The following is a 21,444-nucleotide window of genomic DNA, read 5'->3' as shown; positions in this document are numbered from 1 at the left end:
CCACCCGCCGGTGTCTTCAACAGCCAGACGGACCACACCGCATCATGAAGCGCATCTTTTCGGGCGTTCAGCCCACCGGCAATCTGCATCTCGGCAACTACCTGGGGGCCATCCGCAACTGGGTGCGGCTGCAGAACGAGTACGAGTGCATCTTCTGCGTCGTCGACATGCATGCCATCACCGTCTGGCAGGACCCGCACGAGCTGAAGAAGGCCACCCGCGAGGTGACGGCCAGCTTCATCGCCGCCGGCATCGATCCGGAAAAGCACGTGCTGTTCAACCAGTCGGCCGTGCCGGCGCACGCGCAACTGGCCTGGGTGTTCAATTGCGTCGCCCGCATCGGCTGGCTGAACCGCATGACCCAGTTCAAGGAAAAGGCCGGCAAGCACCGCGAGAACGCGAGTGTGGGCCTTTACGCCTATCCCAACCTCATGGCGGCCGACATCCTGGCCTACAAGGCCACCCACGTGCCCGTCGGCGAGGACCAGAAGCAGCACCTGGAACTGTCGCGCGACATCGCCCAGAAGTTCAACAACGACTTCGAGGCGGACGTCTTCCCTCTGCCGGAACCCCTGATCTTCGGCTCCGCCACCCGTGTCATGTCCTTGCGCGACGGCACCAAGAAGATGTCCAAGTCGGCGGAAAGCGACTTCTCGCGCATCAACATGACCGACAGCGCCGACACCATCGCCCAGAAGATCCGCAAGGCCAAGACCGACCCCGAGCCCCTGCCGGAAAGCCTGGAAGGCCTGGAGAGCCGGCCGGAGGCCGCCAACCTGGTGGGCATCTATGCGGCGCTGCGCGACATCGACCGCGACCAGGCCATCGCCGAAGTGGGCGGCAAGCCCTTCAGCGAGTTCAAGGGCATCCTGACCGAGGTCGCGGTGGAGCATCTGGCGCCCATCAACGCCCGCATGCGCGAACTGCTGGACGACCCCGCCCAGATCGACGCCGTGCTGCACCGGGGCATGGAGCGCGCCCGCGCCATCTCGGAGCCCATCATCGACGAGGTTTACGAGAAGGTCGGCTTCCTCAAGCCGTAAGGCTGAATCCCAACAATCCCTCTGGCGTGGCGGGCGCGGAAACCCTATGACTCAAGGGACCGACCGCCACCGCCCGACGGAGCCCATGCCCCGCCGCCTCGCCGCCTTACGCCGCTTGAGCCCCCTGCGCGCCGCCGCCACGGCGGCCTGCGTGGCGCTGTCGCTGTGGCTGGGGGCCATGGCGGCCAAGGCGGTGGAGCAGCCGCTGGTGGCCGACCTGTCCAAGCATCTGGTCGCCATCACCACCGGATTTGCCGGCACCGACGTGCTGCTGTTCGGCGCCACCGACGCCCCCGGCGACGTGGTGCTGGTGGTGCGCGGACCCGAGCAGGAGGTTGTCGTCCGCCGCAAGGACAAGCTGGCGGGCGTCATCTGGGCCAACGTGGAATCGGTCACCTTCGAGGGCGTGCCCAGCTTCTACAAGATCGCCGCGAGCCGTCCGCTGCTCGAATTCCTGCCGCCGGAGTTGCGCGAGCGCCATCGTATCGGCTTCCAGCACCTGGACTTCCGCGCACCGGGCGCCGAGGGCATGGCACCCGCCGCCCGCGAGGCCTTCCGCGAGGCGCTGGTGCGGCTGAAGGTGGACACGGGCCTCTATCAGCAGCGCGACGGCGGCGTGCGCACGCTGGCCAACCGCCTGTTCCGGTCGGAACTGTACTTCCCGTCCAACGTGCCCACCGGAACCTACATGGTGGAGGTCTACCTGGTGCGCGACGGCGAGGTCATCTCGGCCGAGATCACCCCGCTTGTCATCAGCAAGGTGGGCATCGGGGCTGAAATCTTCCATTTCGCCTATACGCAGTCCGTCCTATATGGATTCGCTGCCATTCTTGTGGCGGTGGCGGCGGGCTGGCTGGCCGGGCTGGTCTTCCGCAAGACTTGAGCCTCTGATCAAGGGTTTTCACGATGTCCGACGCCTTCACCACCGACGGCGCCCCCACGGGCGGGGCCGCATCCCTGGTCGGAAACAAGGGGGGGCGGCCGCGCACCTTCCTGGTGGTCGTCGACGAGTCCGAGGAAATGGGCGCGGCCCTGCTCTACGCCTCGGCCCGGGCGCGGGCGACCGGTGGCGTGGTGGCGCTGCTGAAGGTGGTCGAGCCGCCGGAGTTCGCCCACTTCGCCGCCATCGGCGAGCGCATGGCCGACGAGAACCGCGAGGCCGCCGAGCAGACGCTGCAACGGTTTGCGGCCGAAACCGTCAAGATGTCCGGCCGGCCGCCGGTCCTCTACCTGCGCGAGGGCCAGCCGGAGGACGAGGTGCGCGACCTGCTGGAGACCGACGGCGACATCTCCGTCCTGGTGCTGGCGACAGGCACGGGCGCCGAGGGGCCGGGGCCGCTGGTGTCCGCGCTGACGGGCAAGGCGGCAGGCCGCATCCGCGTGCCGGTGACCATCGTTCCGGGCAACCTGACCGAGGACGAGATCCTGCGGCTGGCCTGATGCCGGGGCGTGACCAGCGTCTTGACCGGCGCGGCGCTTCGGACCATTTATTGCCCTAGCGCAGATGTCAGACATTCGACGCGCGCGCCGTTCCGGCCCGCCGGAGCGCCGGCCGCGCCGTCGCCGTACCAGAGGGATGCCCCACGATGTTCATCCAGACCGAGCCGACTCCCAACCCCGCGACGCTGAAGTTCCTGCCCGGCCGTCAGGTGATGCCGGCGGGCACGGCCGATTTCACGTCGCCCGAGGAGGCCGATCCGTCGCCGCTGGCCACCCGCCTGTTCGGCATCGAGGGCGTGACGGGCGTGTTCCTGGGGGCAGACTTCGTGACCGTCACCAAGGAGGAAGGCCGCGACTGGCAGGTCATGAAGCCCATGGTCCTGGGCGCCATCATGGAGCATTTCACCAGCGGCCAGCCGGTCATCCGCGAGGGCGCCATGCAGGCTGACGCCGCCGCCGACGAGGAAGATGACGAGATCGTCGCCCAGATCAAGGAACTGATCGACCAGCGTGTCCGCCCGGTGGTGGCCCGCGACGGCGGCGACATCGTCTACCGCGGCTTCAAGGACGGCGTGGTCTATCTGCACATGCAGGGCTCGTGCTCGGGCTGTCCCAGCTCCACCATGACGCTGAAGAACGGCATCGAGAACATGCTGCGCCACTTCGTGCCCGAAGTGCGGCTGGTGGAAGCCGTCAACGGCTGATCTTCCAGGCCATCGACGACCGACAGAGGGCCGCGCCCGGCCGGGCGCGGCCCTCTGTCTTGCGGCACATCGCCGCCGCGTCACGGAACGGCAACAAAATCTTGACTTCTCCGTCAGGATTACCCAAAAGGATTGCACATATGCGTTCGATCGCGCATGCGTGCCGGGCCTTCGGGAGCCAGCCAGGACCGTGACCGGGTGGGGCGCCTTGCCGAACCGAACATCAATGAAACCGCCGCCGGGGGTTCCCGGCGGCGGTTTTCTTTCACGGGAGACCGCTTTCGAGGCTACACCTGCCGGAAGCCTTCCCCGCGGCCGCCTTCCGCCACGGCGGCGACGATGGCGTCGGCGTCCAGCCCGTAGGTGTGGTGCAGGTCCGCGATGCTGCCAGACTGGCCGAAGTGCTCCACCCCCAGCGCCTGCACACGGTGGCCGCGCACCCCGCCGAGCCACGAGAGCGTCGCCGGATGGCCGTCGATGATGGTCACCAGCAGGGCGTCGCGGGGCACGCTCGCCATCAGGCGTTCCACATGCGACGGCTTGGCGCGGCCCTCTCCCTCGCGGCGGCGGGTGCGCTGCGCGGCACGCCAGCCGGCGTCCAGGCGGTCGGCGGAGGTGACCGAGAGAACCCCGACGCCGCCCGGCGTGGTGGTCATGCGGCCGGCGGCCTCCAGCACGTTGGGCGCCACCGCCCCCTGATAGGCCAGCACGACCGACGTCGCCGGCGTCGGCTCGCGCAGCCAGTAGCCGCCGGCGACGATCTGGTCGCGCAATGATTTGTCCAGCGTGCGGCTCGGCTGCTCGATGCCGCGGGTGGACAGGCGGAGATAGACGCTGCCGCCCTTTTCGTCGCGCAGCCAGTCGTGTTCCGGCGCGGGGTCCGACCCGTCGCGCTGGATGTAGTCCAGACTCCAGGCCAGGATGGCTTCCAGTTCGTCCACCCAGGCCGGTTCGAAGGCCGCAAGGCCATCCTGCGCCATGCCGATGAGCGGCGTGCCGACGGACTGGTGCGCCCCGCCTTCGGGCGCCAGCGTGATGCCCGAGGGCGTGCCGGCCAGGATGAAGCGGGCGTCCTGGTAGCAGGCGTAGTTCAGGGCGTCCAGCCCGCGCATGACGAAGGGATCATACAGCGTGCCGACGGGCAGCAGGCGTTCGCCGAACAGGTCGTGCGACAGCCCGGCGGCCGAGAGCATCAGGAACAGGTTCATCTCGGCGATGCCCAGCTCGACATGTCGGCCCTCGGGCGAAAGCTGCCACTTCTGCATGCTGGGCACCTTCTCGGCCTTGAAGGTGTCCTCCTGCGGCAGGCGGGAGAACAGGCCGGTGCGGTTGATCCAGCCCGTCAGCCCGGTGTTGGAGGCCACATCGGGCGAGGTGGTGAGGATGCGCGTGGCGTAGTCGTCCTTCGACCGGCCCAGTTCGTCCATCAACGTGCCGAAGCCGGCCTGCGTGGACATGGTGTCCGCCGGCCGCCACGTCAGTCGTTCCGGAACCGCAACACGCGGCGCGGAGAGGCGTCGGCGGCCCTTGGCGTTGAAGGGCACGGCATCCAGGAAGGCCCTGATGTCGTCGGCCGGCGTCTCCAGTCCCTCGAAGGGGGTCCATTCCTCGCCGTCGCGGATGCGGTGGGCCTGCTTGAAGGCCGCCATCTGCTCGGGCGTCATGATGCCGCCGTGGTTGTCCTTGTGGCCGGCCAGCGGCGTTCCGAAGCCCTTGACCGTGTAGCAGATGAAGACCACCGGCCGGTCGGTCGGCGCGTTTTCGAAGGCCTCCAGCAGGGCCGGCAGGTCATGGCCGCCCAGGTTGGTCATCAGCGCCTGCAACTCGTGGTCGGAGTGCGATTCGATGAAGGCCTGCAGCGGCCCCTGGTCGCCCAGTTCGTCCAGCAGGCGCTTGCGCCAGGCCGCACCACCCTGGAAGGTGAGCGCGGAATAGAGCTGGTTGGGACAGGCGTCGATCCACTCCCGCAGGCGGTCGCCGCCGGGCCGGGCGAAGGCGTCCCGCAGGCGGTGGCCGTATTTGACCGTCACCACGTCCCACCCGAAGGCGCGGAAGACGCCGTCGAAGCGGGCATAGAGGCCCTCGCGCACCACGGCATCAAGGCTTTGCCGGTTGTAGTCGATGATCCACCAGCAGTTCCGCAGGTGGTTCTTCCAGCCCTCCAGAAGGGCCTCGTAGATGTTGCCCTCGTCCAGTTCGGCGTCGCCCACCAGCGCGATCATGCGGCCCGTGGGCCACTCCTGCTTCCAGCCCTTGCCGTCCAGGTAGTCCTGCACGATGGAGGCGAACACCGTCTGCGCCGCGCCCAGCCCGACCGAGCCGGTGGAGATGTCCACGTCGTCGGCGTCCTTGGTGCGCGACGGGTAGGATTGCGCGCCGCCCAGGCTGCGGAAATCCTTCATCTTGTCCACCGACTGGTGACCCAGCAGGTACTGGATGGCATGGAAGACCGGCGAGGCATGCGGCTTGACCGCCACGCGGTCCTCGGGCCGCAGCAGGTGGAAGTACAGCGCCGTCATCAGCGTGACCATCGAGGCGCAGGACGCCTGGTGCCCGCCCACCTTGAGGCCGTCGTGCTTGGGCCGCAGGTGGTTGGCGTTGTGGATCATCCAGTGCGACAGCCACAGCACCTTGCGCTCCAGGGCCGACAGCATGGCGAGGCGGTCAGCGTCGACGGTCGGCGGCGGGGCGGCGGCGCCGGTGGCGGCGGCGGAACGGTCTTCGGGCATGGAAAGGGGGTCCTTTTGGCCTGGGATAGCCCTCTTATGTCGTTGGAGAGCCGGCCGCCTTCAACCCGAGCCGTTGCGGGACGGCCGGTGCTGGGGCATGGTTGAGGGATGAACCGAGATCGGGGTCTGCCCCGATGGGCAAGCAGGAAACCGTCAGCGTCGAGGAGTACAAACGCCGCGCCGCCGAGTTGCTCGACCAGATGATGAGCGGCGTGGTGTCGCACGTCACCGTAACCGATGACGGCCGCGTGGTGGCGGAAATGGATGGCCGTCGGCCGCCGCTTGCGGAAGGGCGCCGAAGCATTTTCGGCTGCATGGCAGGCACCGTACATATTCCGCCCGGCGTCGATCTGACGGAGCCTTTTGGCGATTGAGCCTTGGTGAGTTGGTGCTGCCGTGGTTCGAAACAGTTCTTACCGTGACTGGTTCTCACCTGGCTTCCCTCACGCCACGTATCCCCATCGAATCGTCCTTTCTGCCGGGCGAATTTCATAAGGACCCCGCCGACCGGATCATCGTCGCCACGGCGCGCATGCTCGACCTGACCGTCATCACGCGGGACCGGAAGATCCTCGGCTATGCCGACCAGGGATTCGTGCGGGCCGTCGCCTGCTAATCCTCCACCACCACGAACACCCCCGGCAGGTCCGGACCGGCTGGCAGAAGACCGGCCGGACGGCGGCCGGAGGCGTGGTCGGCCGGGGTGAACAGGGCGCCCTCCAGGTAGTCCCTCCGCGTCGGCGCCGCTCCGGTATCGAAACGCTCCACCGTCACCGGGCCGCCGAGGCCGCGATCCTCCACCGACGCATTCAGGGCGGTGGCGATGCCGTAGACCAGGAAGGCGTCGCGGGCCGGCGCTCCGCGCGGCAGGCCGCGGGCGTCGGCATCGGCGTGCAGGGCGACCACGTCCACCGCGCCGGCCAGGGCGGGATGGTCGATCTCCGTCAGGTCGTCGCGCCAGTGGGAGCACACCAGCCGCCCCTCCAGCCGGAACACCGCGAGGCAGACGTTGTCCAGCGATTCGGCGGTGATGCGCGCCGGCCCGAGCGGCAGGCCGATGGCGGCGAAATCGCGCTTCAGGCGGTGAAGCTCGGCCTCGGGCAGGCGGTGGCGGGCGGGCCGCGCCGGGCGAACGGGCGCGGCCGACGGCGCGGGGGCCGCAGCCTCCGTCCTTGCGCTTCTGTCTTCCGTCCGCCGTGCCATGATGTGCGTCCCGCACCCCGGTTGCCGTCATGGGCCGCCAAAGCAAGGGACAGGCCAGAGCCGGGCGAGCGGCCGTTGCTTGTGCGGCGCGGCACGCCGGGGAGCGGCGGTGGCCTGTCAAGAGGCGGGATTGCCGGGGCGGCGGCAAGTTTTTCCCCTTCCCCGGCGGGATGTTCCGGTAGGCTTCCGCCCATGCCGCACGATCACCATGACACTCCCGGCACGGCACCACCCGATCGTTCGCCGTCGCCGCTTGCCGAGCCGGCCTACCGGCGCCTGTTCGCCGCCCAGGTGGCGTCGCTTGTGGGGACGGGGCTGACGACCGTGGCACTGGCGCTGCTGGCCCACGACATGGCCGGCGGCGACGCCGGGGCCGTGCTGGGCACCGTGCTGGCCCTGAAGATGGTGGCCTATGTGCTGGTGGCGCCGGTCTTCGGCGGCGTGGCGCACCGGCTGCCGCGCAAGGCGACGCTGATCGCGCTGGACGTGGTGCGGGCGGCCATCGTCGCCGCCCTGCCCTTCGTCACCGATCTGTGGCAGGTCTATGCCCTGATCGTGGCGCTCAACGTGGCGGCGGCAGGCTTCACGCCGACCTTCCAGGCGACCATCCCCGACGTGCTGCCCGACGAGGCCCGGTACACCCGCGCCCTGTCGCTGTCGCGCCTGGCCTACGACCTGGAAAGCCTGGCGAGCCCGACGCTCGCCGCGCTGGCCCTGACGGTGATGACCTACAACGGCCTGTTCCTGGCCGACGCGGCGACGTTCCTGGTTTCGGGCCTGCTGGTCGCCGGCGTCGTCCTGCCCCCGCCGCGGCCGGCGGAGCGCACCCGCGGCGTCGCCGCCAACCTGACCTTCGGCCTGCGCGGCTACCTCAAGACGCCGCGCCTGCGGGGGCTGCTGGCGCTGTTGCTGGCATCCTCGGCGGCGGGGGCCATGGTGATCGTCAACACGGTGGTCTACGTGCAGGAGCGCCTGGGCCTGAGCGAGACCCACACCGCCTGGACGGTGGCGGCGGCGGGCGGCGGCTCCATGCTGGCGGCGCTGATGCTGCCCCGTCTGCTGTCGAAAGTGCGGGACCGGGCGCTGATGCTGGGCGGCGCGGCCCTGCTGCTGGCGGTTCTGGCGGTGACGGCGTGGCGACTGCCCGCCTGGCCGGGGCTGGTGATCCACTGGGCGCTGCTGGGACTGGGCACCGGTCTGATCCAGACGCCCGCCGGCCGGCTGGTGCGGCAGAGCTGCACCGCCGGCGACCGCCCCGCATTCTTCGCCGCGCAGTTCGCCCTGTCGCACGCGGCGTGGCTGGTGGCCTATCCGGTGGCCGGGCTGGTGGGGGCGGCCTATGGCCTGAGCGCCGCGCTATGGGCGCTGGCGGGCCTGGTGGCGCTGGGACTAAGCACGGCGGCATGGCTGTGGCCGGCGCGGGATGCCGCGGTGCTGGAGCACGTCCACGACCCCGTCGACCACGAGCACCTGCACACCCACGGCCCTCACCACGAGCACGACCACGAGGGCTGGGAAGGCCCGGAGCCGCACCGCCATCCCCACCGGCACGCGCCGGTCCGGCACCGCCACGCCTTCGTCATCGACCTGCACCACCCCGACTGGCCGAATCGGGGGTAGTGCAACGGTCTCGTGGGCAGGCGTCAGACGCCGCAGGCCTTGGAGATGGCCTCGTGGGCGGCGGTGAAGCCGCTAAGCGAATAGGTGTCGGTGGTCTCGGTGCCGCGCTCGCTGGTGCCTTCCACCGTCAGGGCGCGGCCGGCGCGCATGCGCTGGACCATTTCCTTGTCGGTGGCCGTGTCGCGGGCCCAGGCGCGTCCGCCGTGGGTGAACAGGCTGTACTCGCGGCCGTCGATGCTGGCGGTGACGTCGCTTTCGTCCTTGTAGTCGTAGCCGGCGACCACGCTGACCACGTCCGAGGTGCCGTCGGCCGGACGGTGGGTGACCAGCACGAAGATGTCGCCGCGCTTGTCGTAGTCGCCCTCCGCCTTCTTGGGCTGGCTGGCCATGTAGCACACCTTGTTGCCGTCCTCGGTGTAGGTGTAGGCGGTCCAGTCGGTGTAGGAGCCCAGGATCTCGGGTTCTGCGTCCTGGGCCAGCGCGGGGGCCGGCGCCACGGCGGCAGCCAGCGTTGCCGCGCACAGGGCGGCCATGGTCAACAGTCCCGGGCGGATGGCGCGTCGCATGATGATCGTCTCTCCGTTGTCGTAACCGGCGGTCGGGAACCTGGAAGGCCGACGCGGATGTGGGATGGTCGGCCGCGCGACACAAGCCTACGACGCGCGGCCGATTTCGTCAGTGCGTTTGCACGTCCCGGTAGGGGCAACGCCTGACGCCTTGATACCGTGCCGACCTCTTGCTGTCTAAGCCCGGCGGCGGGGTGGCTTTCCGGCACCGGCGGTGGCGGCTTCCTCCACCTCCGCCAGGGGCGGCTGTTGGCGGAACGGGTCCATGGAGCGGAACACCGGACCGCCGTGCACATGCTCCGGCAGGTCCTCGGTGGGGCCGCCCGGGCGCACGGGCCGGTCGGCGAAGCGTCCGCGGCTCAAGAGCCGGTCATACATCACCAGGACCCCGGCGATCCCCACGTTCAAACAGAATTTGGACGGAATCTTGACGATGAAGTCGCATCGCTCCTGCATCTCGGGCGACAGGCTGCCGGCCTCGGGCCCCAGGATGTACGCCGCCTGGATGGGGTGGCGGAAGCTGGGCAGGGCGATGGCGTCGTCGGTCAGTTCCACCCCCACCAGGCGGCAGGTGCGGGGCAGCATCAGGTCGTCGGCGCTGTCGAACTCGTAGTACGGCAGCGCGCCCAGCGCGTCGGAGGTATCGACGCGGTGCAGCTTGCGTCGCTCGTACTGGGCGTCGACGGTGAACACGAAGCTGGCGTCGAAGGCATGGGCGGAACGGAACAGGTTGCCCACGTTGAAGGGCTTGTTGATGCGCTCGACGCCGATGCCGAAATAGCCGCGCATGACGGTCTTCTCTCTCTGTGATCGCACTGTTCAGGGGTGTTATAACGCGGCAAACTTAAGGAATTGCACAAACCAATCAAGCAGGAGGTGGTTTCATGCGGGCTGTCGTGGTCAACGAGTGGACCGCGCCCGAGGCGCTGACGGTGGGCGACATGGACGCGCCGCCGATGATCGAGAACGGCGTGCGTATCGCCGTCCACTGCGCCGGGGTGAACTTCGCCGACGGCCTGATGGTGCAGGGCAAGTATCAGGAAAGACCGCCGTTCCCCTTCGCGCCGGGGCTTGAGGTGTCCGGCGAGGTGACCGAGGTGGCGCCCGGCGTCTCCCATGTGTCCGTCGGCGACCGGGTGATGGCGGTGGTCGACCGCGGCGGATTCGCCGAAGAGGTCGTGGCCCATGCGCCCGACGTCATCCGCATCCCCGACGACATGGACTTCGCCACCGCCGCCGCCTTCCCCGTGGCCTACGGCACCAGCGAGTTCGCGCTGGCCGACCGCGCCAAGCTGAAGAAGGGCGAGGTGCTGGTGGTCCACGGCGCGGCGGGCGGCGTCGGGCTGACGGCGGTGGAGTGCGGCAAGGCGCTGGGGGCGACCGTCATCGCCACCGCCGGCGGGCCGGAGAAACTGGCCGTGGCGAAGGAACACGGCGCCGACCACGGCATCGACTACAAGACCGAAAGCATCAAGGACCGGGTGCGCGAGCTGACCGGCGGACGCGGCGCGGACGTGATCTACGACCCCGTCGGCGGCGACGTGTTCGAACAGTCCCTGCGCGCCACCGCGCCCGACGGCCGCCTGATCGTGATCGGTTTCGCAGGCGGAACGGTTCAGCAGATTCCGGCGAACATTCTTCTGGTGAAGAACGTGGACGTCATCGGCTTCTACTGGGGCGCCTACCGCAAGCTGGGGCCGGAGCGCATCCACCGCAGCTTCGCCCAATGCCTGCGCTGGTACGAGGACGGCCTGCTCAAGCCGCGCGTCAGCCACCGCTTCCCGCTGGAGGAGGCCGGCAAGGCCATCCTGGCGCTGAAGGACCGCAGCGTGACCGGCAAGGCGATCGTTACGGTGCGGTAATCACCACGGCGGAGCGAGGGACCCTCATGCGACAGCACCAGACCGTCCTGGAGATCGCCACGCGCGGCACCGGCTTCGTGGAGATCACGCGGCAGGTCGATGGCGCGCTGGCCGAGGCCGGCATGGATCAGGGGCTGGTGACGCTGTTCATCCAGCACACCAGCGCCAGCCTGACGATCCAGGAGAACGCCGACCCCGACGTCATGCGCGACATGACCGACGCGCTGGAGCGCCTGGCCCCGCGCGACCCCTCGCTCTACCGCCACACGACGGAGGGGCCGGACGACATGCCGGCCCACATCCGAAGCGCGTTGACCGATGTCTCCCTGACCATCCCCGTCCGCGACGGCCGCCTGGCGCTGGGCACCTGGCAGGGCGTCTACGTCTGCGAACACCGCGCACAACCGCATCGCCGGCGCGTGGTGGTGCATGTGCTGGGGGAGTAGCGCCGGCTTCCGCGCGCGCCCGCGCCACGCTACACTGTGGCATGGCAAGGAGGCGACGCGATGACGGACGAACCCGAACGGCTCCCCAACCCGCACGCCGGGGACATCCTGCTTCACGAGTTCCTGAAGCCGCTCGGCATGAGCCAGTTGGCGCTGTCCCGCGCCATCGGAATCCCGTGCCGGCGGCTGAACAAGATCGTGAAGGGAACGCGGCCGCTGCGGGCGGATGAGGACCTGCGACTCTCGCGCTATTTCGGTGTCTCCGACGGCCTCTTCCTCCGTCTTCAGAACGACTACGATCTCATGGAGCGTCGTCGCCAGATCGCCGACCAGCTCGATCGCATCACCCCGCGCGCGGCCTGATCCCGGTGCCAAGGAAACGGGGACTCGCCACGGCTGTATCATTCCGGTAGAACCGGAATCACGCGGCGGCCGGTGGGCGGGGCGTCGCAGGCTGAGAGAGCGCGCGGCGGACCGTGTCGAACCGGAAGACTTCCCATACCCGGACCCTGAAGGCGATCATCTTCGATCTCGACGGCACCATCGCCGAGACCGAGGACGCGCACCGTGCCGCCTTCAACCGCGCCTTCGCCGCCGCGGGGCTTGACTGGTCGTGGGACCCGCACACCTGGTCGGGGCTGCTGGAGATCGCCGGCGGCCGCAACCGGCTGCACGCCTGGCTCGCCGACAACCGGCCGGAGCTGCTGCAAGGGCCCCAGGCGACCCACCTGCTCGACACCCTGCACGGCGCCAAGGACCGCCTGTACCGCGAAATCCTGGAGGCCGGGGAAATCCCCCTGCGGCCCGGCATCCGGGCCCTGATCGACGAGGCGCGGGCGGACGGCGTGAAGATCGCCATCGCCACCACCTCGCGCCGGGCCATCGCCCGGCGGGTGATCGAGTGCTGCCTGGGCGAGGGCGCGCTGGCCTGGTTCGACGCCTTCCTGGGGCACGAGGACGCCACCTACCGCAAGCCCCACCCCGACATCTACCGCCGCGCCGCCGCCCGCCTGCGCCTGCGCCCGCGCGACTGCCTGGCGCTGGAGGACAGCGCCATCGGTGTCGCCAGTGCGGTGGCGGCCGGTGTGCCGGTGGTGGCGACGGTCAACGCCTACTCCGGCGACCGGCCGTTCGAGGGCGCGCTGGCGGTGCTGTCGGACCTGGGCGCCGAGGCCGCGCCCTTCCGCCGCATGGCGGGGCCGGCCGAGCCCGCGCAGACCCCGGCGCGGGCCGGGCTGGCGCTTCTGTCGGCGTGGCACGAGGCCGCCGTGGCGCCGGGACGGGACGGCTCGGCGGACCGGCGGCGGCGGGCCGCGGACGGCGCCAGGCGGCTGTCCGACAACCTTTTGGCAACCTCCTTCCGGCCATAATCCCACCCTCGACCATCGGCCCTTGGCGAACGACCGATGGACGGATGCCCTACGCCTTCGGTACAAGAAGGGGTCGGATCGCGTGGGGAATGAGGGACTTGCCGGTTCATTTCATCAGCTTCCGGTGGTGCCGGACGGCATCTTGGCGCGTCGCGGCGGGGCTCTGGCTGGGCCTCGGCGCGGCGGCGGCCGTGCCCGCGCCGGCGCCCGCCCAGCAGCCGGACGCGGCGGCCGAGGCCACCGGCGCCGCCACACCGCCGCCGCCGACGGAGATGGGCGCCGCCGCCGCGCCGGCGCTCGCCCAGCCCACGGACCAGGACCCGCGCCCGCCCGCCGTGCCCTCCACGCCCGATGCGGCGCAGGCCGTCGCCCAGGGCCGCACCTGCCTGGAGGAAGCCCGCCGCCAGGAACAGGCGCTCGACATTCCCGAAGGCCTGCTGACCGCCATCGCCCTGGCCGAATCCGGCCGCTGGGACTCCGAGGCCGGCGCCCTGCGCGCCTGGCCGTGGACCCTGAACGTCGACGGCACGGGGCTCTACTTCGACAGCATGGCCGAGGCCCGCGCCGCCGCCGTGGACGCCCTGCGCCAGGGCATCCGGCAGGTGGACATGGGCTGCATGCAGGTCTCCATGGCCTGGCACGCCCGCGCCTTCGAGACGGTGACCGAGGCCCTGACCCCCATCGACAACGTGGCGTACGGCGCCCTGTACCTGCGCCAGCTCTACGACCGGCACGGCGAGTGGGGAGAGGCGGTGCGCCGCTACCACTCGGGCGATGCGGCGCGGGGCGAGGCGTACCTGCGCCGGGTGCTCGACCTGTGGCAGGGCGGGGCGGCAACGCAGGCGGACCTGCCCGGCCGCATGGTCACCGCCGACCGCCGCGACAGCCCGCACCACAAGGCCGCCGACCGCCTGAAGGCGGGCGACCATGCACAGGCGCTGGCACTCTACCGCGGCATCCTGGAGCGCAACCCCGACGACCGCACGGCGCTGGCCGGCACGGCGCTGGCGCTGGAAAACCTGGACCGCCCGCGCGAGGCCGCCGCCGCCTGGACCGACTACCTGCGGCGCGAGCCGGAAAGCCGGCAGGCGGCCGACCGCCTGGGGATGCTGGCGCGTGCCGGCCTGCCCGCCGCCGAGGCCCGCGGCGTTCTGTCGCGGGCGCTGGCCGTGGCGCCGCGCGCGGTGGTGCTGCTGGATGCCCTGGCGCGGCTGGAACTGGCCGCCGGCGACGCCGCGTCCGCCGCCGGGCTTCTGGGCCGCGCCGCCACGCTGGCGCCCGACGACGCCGGCGCCCAGTACAACGCCGCCGTGACGCTGGACCGCGCCGGCCACATGCGCGAGGCCGCCGGCTTCTACGAGGCCGCCCTGCGCGCCGCCCGCAAGAACCCCGCCGCCGCCGCGTCGCTGCCGCTGGACCAGGCGCGCGACCGCCTGGGCTGGCTGCGCGGACGGCTGTGAGCCGTCGTCACCCGCCCCGCCCCCGCCCCGCCCCGCCCCGCAACCGCAACCGCACTGACGCCAACCGGATGGACCATCGATGAGCGAGCAAGAGCTGGACATCACCGACCTCCTCGCCTTCACCCACCAGCAGGGCGGGTCGGACCTGCACCTGACCAGCCAGCGCGAGCCCATGCTGCGCCTGTCGGGCGAGCTGCGGCCGGTCAAGACGGGGCCGCTGGAGCCCGACACGGTCAAGCGCATGCTGACCAACATCATGTCCGATGAGCTGCGCGCCGAGTACGAGCGCGAGCAGGAATGCGACTTCGCCATCAGCTTCGGCCGCGACTCGCGCTTCCGCGTCAATGCGTTCACCACCATCACCGGGCCGGCGGCGGTGTTCCGCACCATCCCGACCAAGATCCCCAGCCTCGCGGATCTCAACGCGCCGGACATCTTCAAGAATTTCGCCGACAAGGAGAAGGGCCTGGTTCTGGTCACCGGCCCCACGGGCTCGGGCAAGTCGACCACGCTGGCGGCGATGATCGACCACATCAACGAGACCCAGAACAAGCACATCCTCACCATCGAAGACCCGGTGGAGTTCGTCCACGACAACAAGCTGTCGCTCATCAACCACCGCGAGGTGGGCAAGCACACCAAATCCTTCGCCCGCGCGCTGAAATCCGCCCTGCGCGAGGACCCCGACGTGATCCTGGTGGGCGAGATGCGCGACCACGAGACCATCAGCCTGGCCCTGACGGCGGCCGAGACCGGCCACCTGGTCATGGGCACCCTGCACACCAGCAGCGCCGCCAAGACCATCGACCGCATCATCGACGTCTTCCCCGGCGACGATAAGGAAATGGTGCGCGCCATGCTGGCGGGTTCGCTTCAGGCCGTCATCAGCCAGAAACTGATGAAGAAGATTGGCGGCGGGCGCGTCGCGGCGCACGACATCCTGGTCGGCACCGACGCCGTGCGGAACCTGATCCGCGAGAACAAGGTGCCGCAGATCTTCTCCATGATGCAGGTGGGCCAGCGCTACGGCATGCAGACGCTGAAGGACAGCGTGCAGGCGCTGGTCGATCAGGGCGTGGTGGACGAATCCGAGATGAAGGCCTTCGCCAAGGGCGACGAGGAATACCAGGCCCAGCGCGCCGCTCAGGCCGCCGCCGGCAAGGGCGGCGGCGGTTCCTCCGCCCGGCCGGAGCCCGCCCGGCGCCCGGCGGCGGCGCAGCAGCAGCCCGCCCCGCCCGCCTCCGAGCCCCCGCCGCCGCGCGCGCCCGAGCCGGCGGCCGCCGAGGCCTCGTCCGGCGGCGGGCGCGGCAAGCGCGGCATCCGGTCCTTCTTCGGGTAAGGGAGGGACCAAGCGATGATGCTCGACTACCTGCACGCCTGGCTGACGGACCTGTCCGGCCCCAAGGGATCGGACCTCTACATCACCGTCGGCGCCCCGCCCATCCTGCGCGGCGACGACTTCACGCCGCTGATCGACGATCCGCTCCAGGCCGGGCACGTCCAGGCCATCGTCGACGAATTCCTGACCGACGAGCAGCGCGCCGTGTTCGAGCGCGAGCGCGAGTTCAACATGAGCTACATGATGGAGGGCGTGGGCCGCTTCCGCGTCAACATCTTCATGCAGCGCGGCCTGCCGGGCTTCGTCATCCGCAAGATCACCACGGAAATCCCCACGCTCGCCGACCTGCACCTGCCCGACCAGCTGTACGGGCTGGCGGAGGCCAAGCGCGGGCTGGTCATCATGGTGGGCGGCACGGGCTCGGGCAAGTCGACCACGCTGGCGGCCATGATCGGCCACCGCAACCACAGCGCGCCGGGGCACATCATCACCATCGAGGACCCGGTGGAATACGTGCACGAGCACGCCCGCTGCATCGTCACCCAGCGCGAGGTGGGGGTGGACACGGCCAGCTTCGAATCGGCGCTCAAGAACGCGCTGCGCCAGAAGCCCGACCTGATCCTGCTGGGCGAGATCCGCGACGCCACCACCATGGAATACGCCATCAACATCGCGGAAACGGGCCACCTGTGTCTGGCGACCCTGCACGCCAACAACGCCAACCAGGCGCTGGACCGGGTGTTGAGCTTCTTCCCGCAGGAAATGCACCGCCAGGTGCTGCTGAACCTGTCCATGAACCTCAAGGCGCTGCTGTCGCAACGGCTGGTGCGCACGACGCAGGGCGGGCGGCGCGCGGCGCTGGAAATCCTGCTGAACGAGGGGCTGGTGACCGACCTCATCCGCAAGGGCGAGGTCAAGGACCTGAAGAAGGTCATGGCCGAGAACCGGGCGCTGGGGATGCTGACCTTCGACCAGTCGCTGCTGGACCTGGTGGGCGCCGGCGTCATCGACGAGGACACCGCCATCGCCGAGGCCGACACCCCCGCCGACCTCAAGATCGCCCTGCGCGAGCAGAAGATGGGCGGCGAGGCCGGGCTGACGGGCGTGGACACCTCGCGCCTGTCGCTCTAGCGGCCGGCGGGGTCATGGACGCACGCCGGCGCCGCCGCCAGGCCGGGCGGACGAACACGCACACGGCCGTGCTGGTCCTCATCGTCGGGCTGCTGATGGTGGCCGTCGCGTGGAGCGGCCAGGACCTCTACCGCGCCGCCCAGGCCTTCATGACCCGCCAGGACATCGAGTCGGTGCGGAGCATGGTGCTGCGCTACCACCACCGCTGGAACGCCCTGCCCGGCGACGACCCCCGCGCCGCCGCCCGCTGGGGCCTGCCGCCGCCGCTGACCCCGGCGGCGGGCGGCGCCTCGCGCGACACCACCGGCAACGGCCGCATCGACGGCCCGGTGCTGGCCCTGGTGGACGTGCGCACCGAAGGCCACATGGCCTGGCGCCACCTGGAGGCCGGCGGCAGCGGCTGGGACGGTGCCTGGGGCCGGGTGGGCTTCGCGCGGACGCCGGTCAACCGCTACGGCGGGCTGATGGCGCTGACCTCCGGCGCCTTCGGGCTTGACGGCGCCGCGCTCTGCCTGACCAGCGTGCCGGCCGAGGCCGCCCGCCGCCTGGACGCCCGGCTGGACGACGGCGCGGCGGAAACGGGCCGCGTGCGCGCCGGCGCCCCCGACGCAAACGGAACATTAAGGCGTGCCGCCCTACCTTTGGGGGAAGACCGGGCGACCGTGCTGTGCGTCGGCGTCGCCCCCTCGGGCGCCTAGCTCAAACCCCTCGGGCGCCTAGCTCAATCCCTCGGGCGCCTAGCCCAAAGGTCATATGAGGTATGCCACGGCTCAAAATGTCTTCAATTTGAGTTATCTTACCCCTATCTATCGCGTGCCATTTGCGTGATCGGGGCCGTCGCCCATGGGCAGGCGCGCGCGAAGGCAAGCGGCATTTGCCAAACCGTCCCTCTGGTGAGGGGGACGCCGGGGCGGTGGCCCGTCGCCGGCGGTGTGGGAACAGAAGGAGAGGTTCCGTGCTCAAGACTTTCCGCGAGCGCCTGGCGCTGAAGCGTGACCGCCAGTCGCAGAAGGGTTTCACCCTGATCGAGCTGTCGATCGTGCTGGTCATCATCGGCCTGCTGATCGGCGGCGTCATCAAGGGCCAGGACCTGATCGACAGCACCAAGTCGACGAAGCTGGCGACCGAGTTCGACAGCTACGTTTCGGCCTTCCAGTCCTACCGCGAACGCTTCCGCGCAGCGCCGGGTGACGATAACGTCGACCGCTTCGGCACGACGGAGACCGGCAACGGCAACGGCGTGATTAACGGGGGCTGGGGCGGTGGCGCAGGCACCGAGAGCCGAAACTCTTGGACGCACCTTCGCGCCGCCGGGTTCATTCCCTTCTCGCCGGGCATCTCCGCCGCGAACCCGATGCCGGACGACGATGCGGTTCCCGTGAACACCTTCGGCGGCGACGTGCAGATTATCCAGGCGGCCGGCAACGCAATTGGCCTCCAGGTGACGGTGACGGGCCTCCTGTGCATGGATGCCATTCCCGGCAAGGCGGCGGCGACGCTGGATGCCAAACTGGACGATGGCACGGCCAACGGCGGTCGCATCCGCGCCAGCATCGACGCCGGTGCAGGTCCGGCTGCCCCCGCGGGCGCGGCCTACCCCAGCGAAATCGACCATGTGGTGTGCATGGAACTGCGTTGATCCGACGCAGCGGTTTCAGGACAGGGCGCCGGCAGGCGCCCTGTCTTTCCCGTGGCGGGACGGCCGTCACCGGAAAGACAGGGCAGAGGGAGCGACGGGCATGACTGCGGCCGGGGCGCAGCGCGGTTTCAGCCTTTTCGAAATGGCGATCGTCATCACGATCGTCGGCCTTCTGCTCGCCCTCAGCGCCGAATTCATGGGCGGCTACACCGAACGCCAGCAATACAAGGCCGCCAGCGACAAGCTCTCGGCCATCGAGCAGGCGCTGGTGCGCTACCTGTCGGTGACCGGGCACCTGCCCTGCCCCGACACCGACCTCGTGGACGGCGACAGGGACGGCAATGAAGACCGCGCAACCGCATCGAGTTGTGATGCGAGCGTGGGCACAGTCCCTTGGATCGAACTGGGCATCACGCCGGAAACCGCCACCGACGTTCGCGGGAACCTGATCGGCTATGCCGTAATGGATGATCTGGCCGACAGCGGCACTAATTGGCGAACCAGAATAACCGCGCATGCAGACGTTGCGGGTCTTGGATTCGAGGTGCAGGAGTCCGGCACGCCCATAATGAGACCGAACGCCGCCACCATGCCAACTGGCGCCGCCTTCGTCCTGATGGCGAACAGTTGGTACGACGATCCGACGACCGGCGCCGACGACACGTTGGCCGACACGCTCAACGGCGCCGGCGACAAGATCAACCTCCACGCCTCGGCCATCAGCGAACTGGTCCGCCGCCCCACTGTGGCGGAAATGGCGCAGAAGGTCGATCTGCCATGAACGACCCCGAGAAAGGCGCCGCGCTGCCAATTATCGCCGTCATCATGGCTGGCATCGGCCTGACGGTCGCTGCCACCACCATCTTCTCCAATGAGGAGGCCCAGACGCGCCAGGAAACCGCCGCGACGCCGGAGCTTGAACGGATCGCGGACCTCCTGGTTTCCTATTACGAGACAACCGGTGGTCTTCCGTGTCCTGCGGACGGAACGGGCACCAGCGGCTCGCCCGATTGCAGCACGATGACTGCGGCCGAAGATGCGGTGGTGCCCTGGTCTGAACTCGGTTTGCCGGACGCGCTTGACCCGTGGGGCCAAAAGATCAGCTACCGCCCGCACCCGGACTTGGCGCAGGAACCGCTTCCGGCGGACCCGGTGGCAGACCGGTTCACGGTCGATGATCCAATGGAGGTCTGCACCAACTATGGCGGCTCCTGCTCCTTGGCCCCCGACGGTGGCAACGATGTAGCTTTCGTGATTTTCAGCCACGGGCGCCCGCGCGACGCATCAGACGATGGCGGCACAGTGTACGGCAATGGAGCCCTCGGCCCCGCCGGCCAGCGGGCGGACGACCCGGCGAATGACGCGGAAGTGGCGAATATCACCACCAATCCGGCGACCGATGCCGAATATTACGCTCTTGGACGGACGGCGCCGTACTTAATGGGTGGCGACCCGACCGACGATGATCCGGCCGCCGCCTTCGAACAGATTCTGAAGTGGGAGACGGTCGCTAACCTTGGCGCTAACCCCCCGGACGACGGGGGCGGCGGCGGCGAGCCGTCCGATGGCACCGACGACTACGACCTGGACCTGAACAAGGATTCCCAGCACGACGAATTCGTCACCACCAAGGATCAGTCCTCGGGCAACGACAAGTCGCAGCCGGCGGCGCTGGGCGAGCGCCAGGGCGACAACAAGAACTGGGTCGGTTTCGGGAACAACAACAACGACGACCGCGTCGGCAAGGGCCAGAACAGCCGCGCCGCCTGCGCCTGGTATCCCAAGGCCCTGCGGTGGGAGCGCGGCGAGACCATGCGCGGCGCCTTCGAGTTCCAGTTCGCCCCCGGCGAGGCGGAAGAAACCGAAGACCAGGAGCACGGCGGCGGCTTCACGCTCGCCATCACGGCCGGGCCGCGCAAGGTCACCGATGCCGAAGGCAACGCCATCTGCGGTGAGGGCAACGACAACAAGAACATGGGCCTGGGCTACAAGCACGGCACCTTCGGGCTGTCGGGCAAGTACGACCCGGATTTCGACTGGGATTTCTTCTTCGGCGGGCAGAAGCCGCCGCTGTTCGGCACCGGCACCGATCTGTGGATGCCGAAGATGGCCATCGAGTTCGACACCTTCAACAACGAGTACGGCGACGAGGACAACCTGGAGCGCAACCACGTCGCCCTGCTGACCACCTGGGACACGGACTACATCGGCAACGGCAACGGCAACAATCCGTCCTGTCCGACGACGCTGAACCTCAACGCCGCGACCTATGATGCGACCGTGCCGCGCTCGGGCACCTCGGCGCGGGCCTGCACCTACGACGACAGCCTGGCGTCGTGGCTGGAATTCGTCGGCAAGGGCAACACCAAGCAGGAATACCCCGCGCCCTGGTTCACCGGCAGCGGCGGCGCGGCGCCCTATGTGACCCGGTTCGAAATCGCGCGCCTGTGCGACGACACCTGCACCACCTGCGGCATCCCCGAACCCGACAGCTACACCACCAACACCGAATACAAGGACGGCCGCGACCATATGTGGGTCCGGGCCTGGGTCCAGAAGAAAGAGGACATGGTGACGGAAAAGTTCCTGACGGAACTGTCCATCAACCTCGTCGACATTGATGAATACAAGACCGGCAGCCGGCCGGCCAACTTCATCAACTATTGCGGCAAGGACCCGAGCATGCAGTTCCAGAACAGCGCCCTGAACCAGTCCAGCTTCCGCCGCGACATGGTGATGTTCGACACGGTCAAGGTGGGCCTCACCGCCGCCTCACCCAAGAGTGGCGGCGGCGCCAAGGGCTCCGGCATCTCCATCACCGACCTGCGGGTCAAGATTTCCCCCTGACGGCGACCCGCCGCGAGCACCCACAACCGGGGCGTCTCCGGCCGG

The 21,444-nt window shown here is 69.4% G+C and carries 22 protein-coding genes; 18 read left to right on the top strand and 4 right to left on the bottom strand.

All coding sequences use genetic code 11. The annotated features are described in order from the left end of the window. The first annotated feature begins 44 nt into the window (after nucleotides 1-44). The 4 genes from trpS to LG334_RS00590 all read left to right on the top strand — a co-directional run bounded on the left by trpS (nucleotide 45) and on the right by LG334_RS00590 (nucleotide 3,187). Nucleotides 45-1,043: a tryptophan--tRNA ligase gene (gene trpS / locus LG334_RS00605; protein WP_404382295.1), complete on the top strand. Its 999-nt coding sequence runs from the start codon at nucleotides 45-47 to the stop codon at nucleotides 1,041-1,043. 46 nt (nucleotides 1,044-1,089) lie between these two features. Further along, a complete protein-coding gene (locus tag LG334_RS00600; protein ID WP_404382293.1) occupies nucleotides 1,090-1,926 on the top strand; it encodes a TIGR02186 family protein in 837 nt (278 codons plus the stop codon). 23 nt (nucleotides 1,927-1,949) lie between these two features. Beyond that, complete coding sequence (locus LG334_RS00595) at nucleotides 1,950-2,483, top strand: universal stress protein (RefSeq protein WP_404382291.1); 534 nt, start codon at nucleotides 1,950-1,952, stop codon at nucleotides 2,481-2,483. 146 nt (nucleotides 2,484-2,629) lie between these two features. Then, nucleotides 2,630-3,187 (top strand): NifU family protein, encoded by a 558-nt coding sequence (locus LG334_RS00590; RefSeq protein ID WP_404382289.1) that lies wholly within the window; start codon nucleotides 2,630-2,632, stop codon nucleotides 3,185-3,187. Between the two features lie 287 nt (nucleotides 3,188-3,474). On the opposite strand, the gene LG334_RS00585 is transcribed toward LG334_RS00590, so the two are convergent. After that, the gene (locus LG334_RS00585) at nucleotides 3,475-5,916 is read right to left on the bottom strand and encodes a transketolase (RefSeq protein ID WP_404382287.1); all 2,442 of its coding nucleotides are present in this window, start codon (nucleotides 5,914-5,916) and stop codon (nucleotides 3,475-3,477) included. 134 nt (nucleotides 5,917-6,050) lie between these two features. Here LG334_RS00585 and LG334_RS00580 point away from each other — a divergent pair, with 134 nt between their 5' ends. Next, nucleotides 6,051-6,290: a hypothetical protein gene (locus tag LG334_RS00580; protein ID WP_404382285.1), complete on the top strand. Its 240-nt coding sequence runs from the start codon at nucleotides 6,051-6,053 to the stop codon at nucleotides 6,288-6,290. Continuing rightward, nucleotides 6,287-6,532 (top strand): hypothetical protein, encoded by a 246-nt coding sequence (locus tag LG334_RS00575; protein WP_404382283.1) that lies wholly within the window; start codon nucleotides 6,287-6,289, stop codon nucleotides 6,530-6,532. The genes LG334_RS00580 and LG334_RS00575 overlap by 4 nt, the downstream gene beginning before the upstream one ends. Here LG334_RS00575 and LG334_RS00570 read toward each other — a convergent pair. Further along, nucleotides 6,529-7,119 carry a hypothetical protein gene (locus tag LG334_RS00570; RefSeq protein WP_404382281.1) on the bottom strand — a complete coding sequence of 197 codons (591 nt, stop codon included), beginning with the start codon at nucleotides 7,117-7,119 and terminating at the stop codon, nucleotides 6,529-6,531. The two genes, LG334_RS00575 and LG334_RS00570, sit on opposite strands and share 4 nt — an antisense overlap. A gap of 192 nt (nucleotides 7,120-7,311) precedes the next feature. Between LG334_RS00570 and LG334_RS00565 the strand changes: the two genes are divergently transcribed. Beyond that, nucleotides 7,312-8,739 carry an MFS transporter gene (locus LG334_RS00565; RefSeq protein WP_404382279.1) on the top strand — a complete coding sequence of 476 codons (1,428 nt, stop codon included), beginning with the start codon at nucleotides 7,312-7,314 and terminating at the stop codon, nucleotides 8,737-8,739. Between the two features lie 23 nt (nucleotides 8,740-8,762). Here LG334_RS00565 and LG334_RS00560 read toward each other — a convergent pair whose 3' ends face one another. Both LG334_RS00560 and LG334_RS00555 read right to left on the bottom strand, forming a co-directional pair. Beyond that, nucleotides 8,763-9,305, bottom strand: coding sequence for an invasion associated locus B family protein (locus LG334_RS00560; protein WP_404382277.1), 543 nt, complete (start codon nucleotides 9,303-9,305; stop codon nucleotides 8,763-8,765). A 177-nt stretch (nucleotides 9,306-9,482) separates the two neighbouring features. Next, a complete protein-coding gene (locus LG334_RS00555) occupies nucleotides 9,483-10,094 on the bottom strand; it encodes an RNA methyltransferase (RefSeq protein ID WP_404382275.1) in 612 nt (203 codons plus the stop codon). Between the two features lie 95 nt (nucleotides 10,095-10,189). Between LG334_RS00555 and LG334_RS00550 the strand changes: the two genes are divergently transcribed. The 11 genes from LG334_RS00550 (at nucleotide 10,190) to LG334_RS00500 (ending at nucleotide 21,399) form a co-directional block, all read left to right on the top strand. Further along, the gene (locus LG334_RS00550; RefSeq protein ID WP_404382273.1) at nucleotides 10,190-11,167 is read left to right on the top strand and encodes an NADPH:quinone oxidoreductase family protein; all 978 of its coding nucleotides are present in this window, start codon (nucleotides 10,190-10,192) and stop codon (nucleotides 11,165-11,167) included. Between the two features lie 26 nt (nucleotides 11,168-11,193). Next, nucleotides 11,194-11,613: a secondary thiamine-phosphate synthase enzyme YjbQ gene (locus LG334_RS00545; protein WP_404382271.1), complete on the top strand. Its 420-nt coding sequence runs from the start codon at nucleotides 11,194-11,196 to the stop codon at nucleotides 11,611-11,613. 60 nt (nucleotides 11,614-11,673) lie between these two features. Further along, nucleotides 11,674-11,976, top strand: a complete 303-nt coding sequence (locus LG334_RS00540) for a HigA family addiction module antitoxin (protein ID WP_404382269.1) — start codon at nucleotides 11,674-11,676, stop codon at nucleotides 11,974-11,976. A gap of 113 nt (nucleotides 11,977-12,089) precedes the next feature. Continuing rightward, the gene (locus tag LG334_RS00535; protein WP_404382267.1) at nucleotides 12,090-12,983 is read left to right on the top strand and encodes an HAD-IA family hydrolase; all 894 of its coding nucleotides are present in this window, start codon (nucleotides 12,090-12,092) and stop codon (nucleotides 12,981-12,983) included. A gap of 89 nt (nucleotides 12,984-13,072) precedes the next feature. Beyond that, a complete protein-coding gene (locus LG334_RS00530; protein WP_404382265.1) occupies nucleotides 13,073-14,443 on the top strand; it encodes a transglycosylase SLT domain-containing protein in 1,371 nt (456 codons plus the stop codon). 79 nt (nucleotides 14,444-14,522) lie between these two features. After that, on the top strand, nucleotides 14,523-15,782 hold the full coding sequence (locus LG334_RS00525) for a type IV pilus twitching motility protein PilT (protein WP_404382263.1): 1,260 nt from the start codon (nucleotides 14,523-14,525) through the stop codon (nucleotides 15,780-15,782). Nucleotides 15,783-15,797: 15 nt separating this feature from the next. Next, nucleotides 15,798-16,913, top strand: coding sequence for a PilT/PilU family type 4a pilus ATPase (locus LG334_RS00520; protein ID WP_404382261.1), 1,116 nt, complete (start codon nucleotides 15,798-15,800; stop codon nucleotides 16,911-16,913). Between the two features lie 14 nt (nucleotides 16,914-16,927). Further along, nucleotides 16,928-17,611 (top strand): hypothetical protein, encoded by a 684-nt coding sequence (locus tag LG334_RS00515; protein ID WP_404382259.1) that lies wholly within the window; start codon nucleotides 16,928-16,930, stop codon nucleotides 17,609-17,611. A 257-nt stretch (nucleotides 17,612-17,868) separates the two neighbouring features. Then, nucleotides 17,869-18,552 carry a type II secretion system protein gene (locus tag LG334_RS00510; protein WP_404382257.1) on the top strand — a complete coding sequence of 228 codons (684 nt, stop codon included), beginning with the start codon at nucleotides 17,869-17,871 and terminating at the stop codon, nucleotides 18,550-18,552. Between the two features lie 100 nt (nucleotides 18,553-18,652). After that, nucleotides 18,653-19,333 carry a type II secretion system protein gene (locus tag LG334_RS00505; RefSeq protein WP_404382255.1) on the top strand — a complete coding sequence of 227 codons (681 nt, stop codon included), beginning with the start codon at nucleotides 18,653-18,655 and terminating at the stop codon, nucleotides 19,331-19,333. After that, nucleotides 19,330-21,399 (top strand): hypothetical protein, encoded by a 2,070-nt coding sequence (locus LG334_RS00500; protein ID WP_404382253.1) that lies wholly within the window; start codon nucleotides 19,330-19,332, stop codon nucleotides 21,397-21,399. The genes LG334_RS00505 and LG334_RS00500 overlap by 4 nt, the downstream gene beginning before the upstream one ends. Nucleotides 21,400-21,444: the final 45 nt, after the last annotated feature.

This window comes from Caenispirillum salinarum (assembly GCF_044803115.1).
Taxonomy (GTDB): Bacteria; Pseudomonadota; Alphaproteobacteria; order Rhodospirillales; family Rhodospirillaceae; genus Caenispirillum; species Caenispirillum salinarum_A.
Note: the sequence above shows the minus strand (reverse complement) of the source record. Positions and strands in the feature narration are given on the sequence as shown.

Excerpts from the sequence above, each read along its gene's own strand:
- trpS (WP_404382295.1), top strand. The coding sequence starts at position 45 with ATGAAGCGCATCTTTTCGGGCGTTCAGCCCACCGGCAATCTGCATCTC.
- LG334_RS00600 (WP_404382293.1), top strand. The coding sequence starts at position 1,090 with ATGACTCAAGGGACCGACCGCCACCGCCCGACGGAGCCCATGCCCCGC.
- LG334_RS00595 (WP_404382291.1), top strand. The coding sequence starts at position 1,950 with ATGTCCGACGCCTTCACCACCGACGGCGCCCCCACGGGCGGGGCCGCA.
- LG334_RS00590 (WP_404382289.1), top strand. The coding sequence starts at position 2,630 with ATGTTCATCCAGACCGAGCCGACTCCCAACCCCGCGACGCTGAAGTTC.
- LG334_RS00585 (WP_404382287.1), bottom strand. The coding sequence starts at position 5,916 with ATGCCCGAAGACCGTTCCGCCGCCGCCACCGGCGCCGCCGCCCCGCCG.
- LG334_RS00580 (WP_404382285.1), top strand. The coding sequence starts at position 6,051 with ATGGGCAAGCAGGAAACCGTCAGCGTCGAGGAGTACAAACGCCGCGCC.
- LG334_RS00570 (WP_404382281.1), bottom strand. The coding sequence starts at position 7,119 with ATGGCACGGCGGACGGAAGACAGAAGCGCAAGGACGGAGGCTGCGGCC.
- LG334_RS00565 (WP_404382279.1), top strand. The coding sequence starts at position 7,312 with ATGCCGCACGATCACCATGACACTCCCGGCACGGCACCACCCGATCGT.
- LG334_RS00560 (WP_404382277.1), bottom strand. The coding sequence starts at position 9,305 with ATGCGACGCGCCATCCGCCCGGGACTGTTGACCATGGCCGCCCTGTGC.
- LG334_RS00555 (WP_404382275.1), bottom strand. The coding sequence starts at position 10,094 with ATGCGCGGCTATTTCGGCATCGGCGTCGAGCGCATCAACAAGCCCTTC.
- LG334_RS00550 (WP_404382273.1), top strand. The coding sequence starts at position 10,190 with ATGCGGGCTGTCGTGGTCAACGAGTGGACCGCGCCCGAGGCGCTGACG.
- LG334_RS00545 (WP_404382271.1), top strand. The coding sequence starts at position 11,194 with ATGCGACAGCACCAGACCGTCCTGGAGATCGCCACGCGCGGCACCGGC.
- LG334_RS00540 (WP_404382269.1), top strand. The coding sequence starts at position 11,674 with ATGACGGACGAACCCGAACGGCTCCCCAACCCGCACGCCGGGGACATC.
- LG334_RS00530 (WP_404382265.1), top strand. The coding sequence starts at position 13,073 with ATGAGGGACTTGCCGGTTCATTTCATCAGCTTCCGGTGGTGCCGGACG.
- LG334_RS00525 (WP_404382263.1), top strand. The coding sequence starts at position 14,523 with ATGAGCGAGCAAGAGCTGGACATCACCGACCTCCTCGCCTTCACCCAC.
- LG334_RS00520 (WP_404382261.1), top strand. The coding sequence starts at position 15,798 with ATGATGCTCGACTACCTGCACGCCTGGCTGACGGACCTGTCCGGCCCC.
- LG334_RS00515 (WP_404382259.1), top strand. The coding sequence starts at position 16,928 with ATGGACGCACGCCGGCGCCGCCGCCAGGCCGGGCGGACGAACACGCAC.
- LG334_RS00505 (WP_404382255.1), top strand. The coding sequence starts at position 18,653 with ATGACTGCGGCCGGGGCGCAGCGCGGTTTCAGCCTTTTCGAAATGGCG.
- LG334_RS00500 (WP_404382253.1), top strand. The coding sequence starts at position 19,330 with ATGAACGACCCCGAGAAAGGCGCCGCGCTGCCAATTATCGCCGTCATC.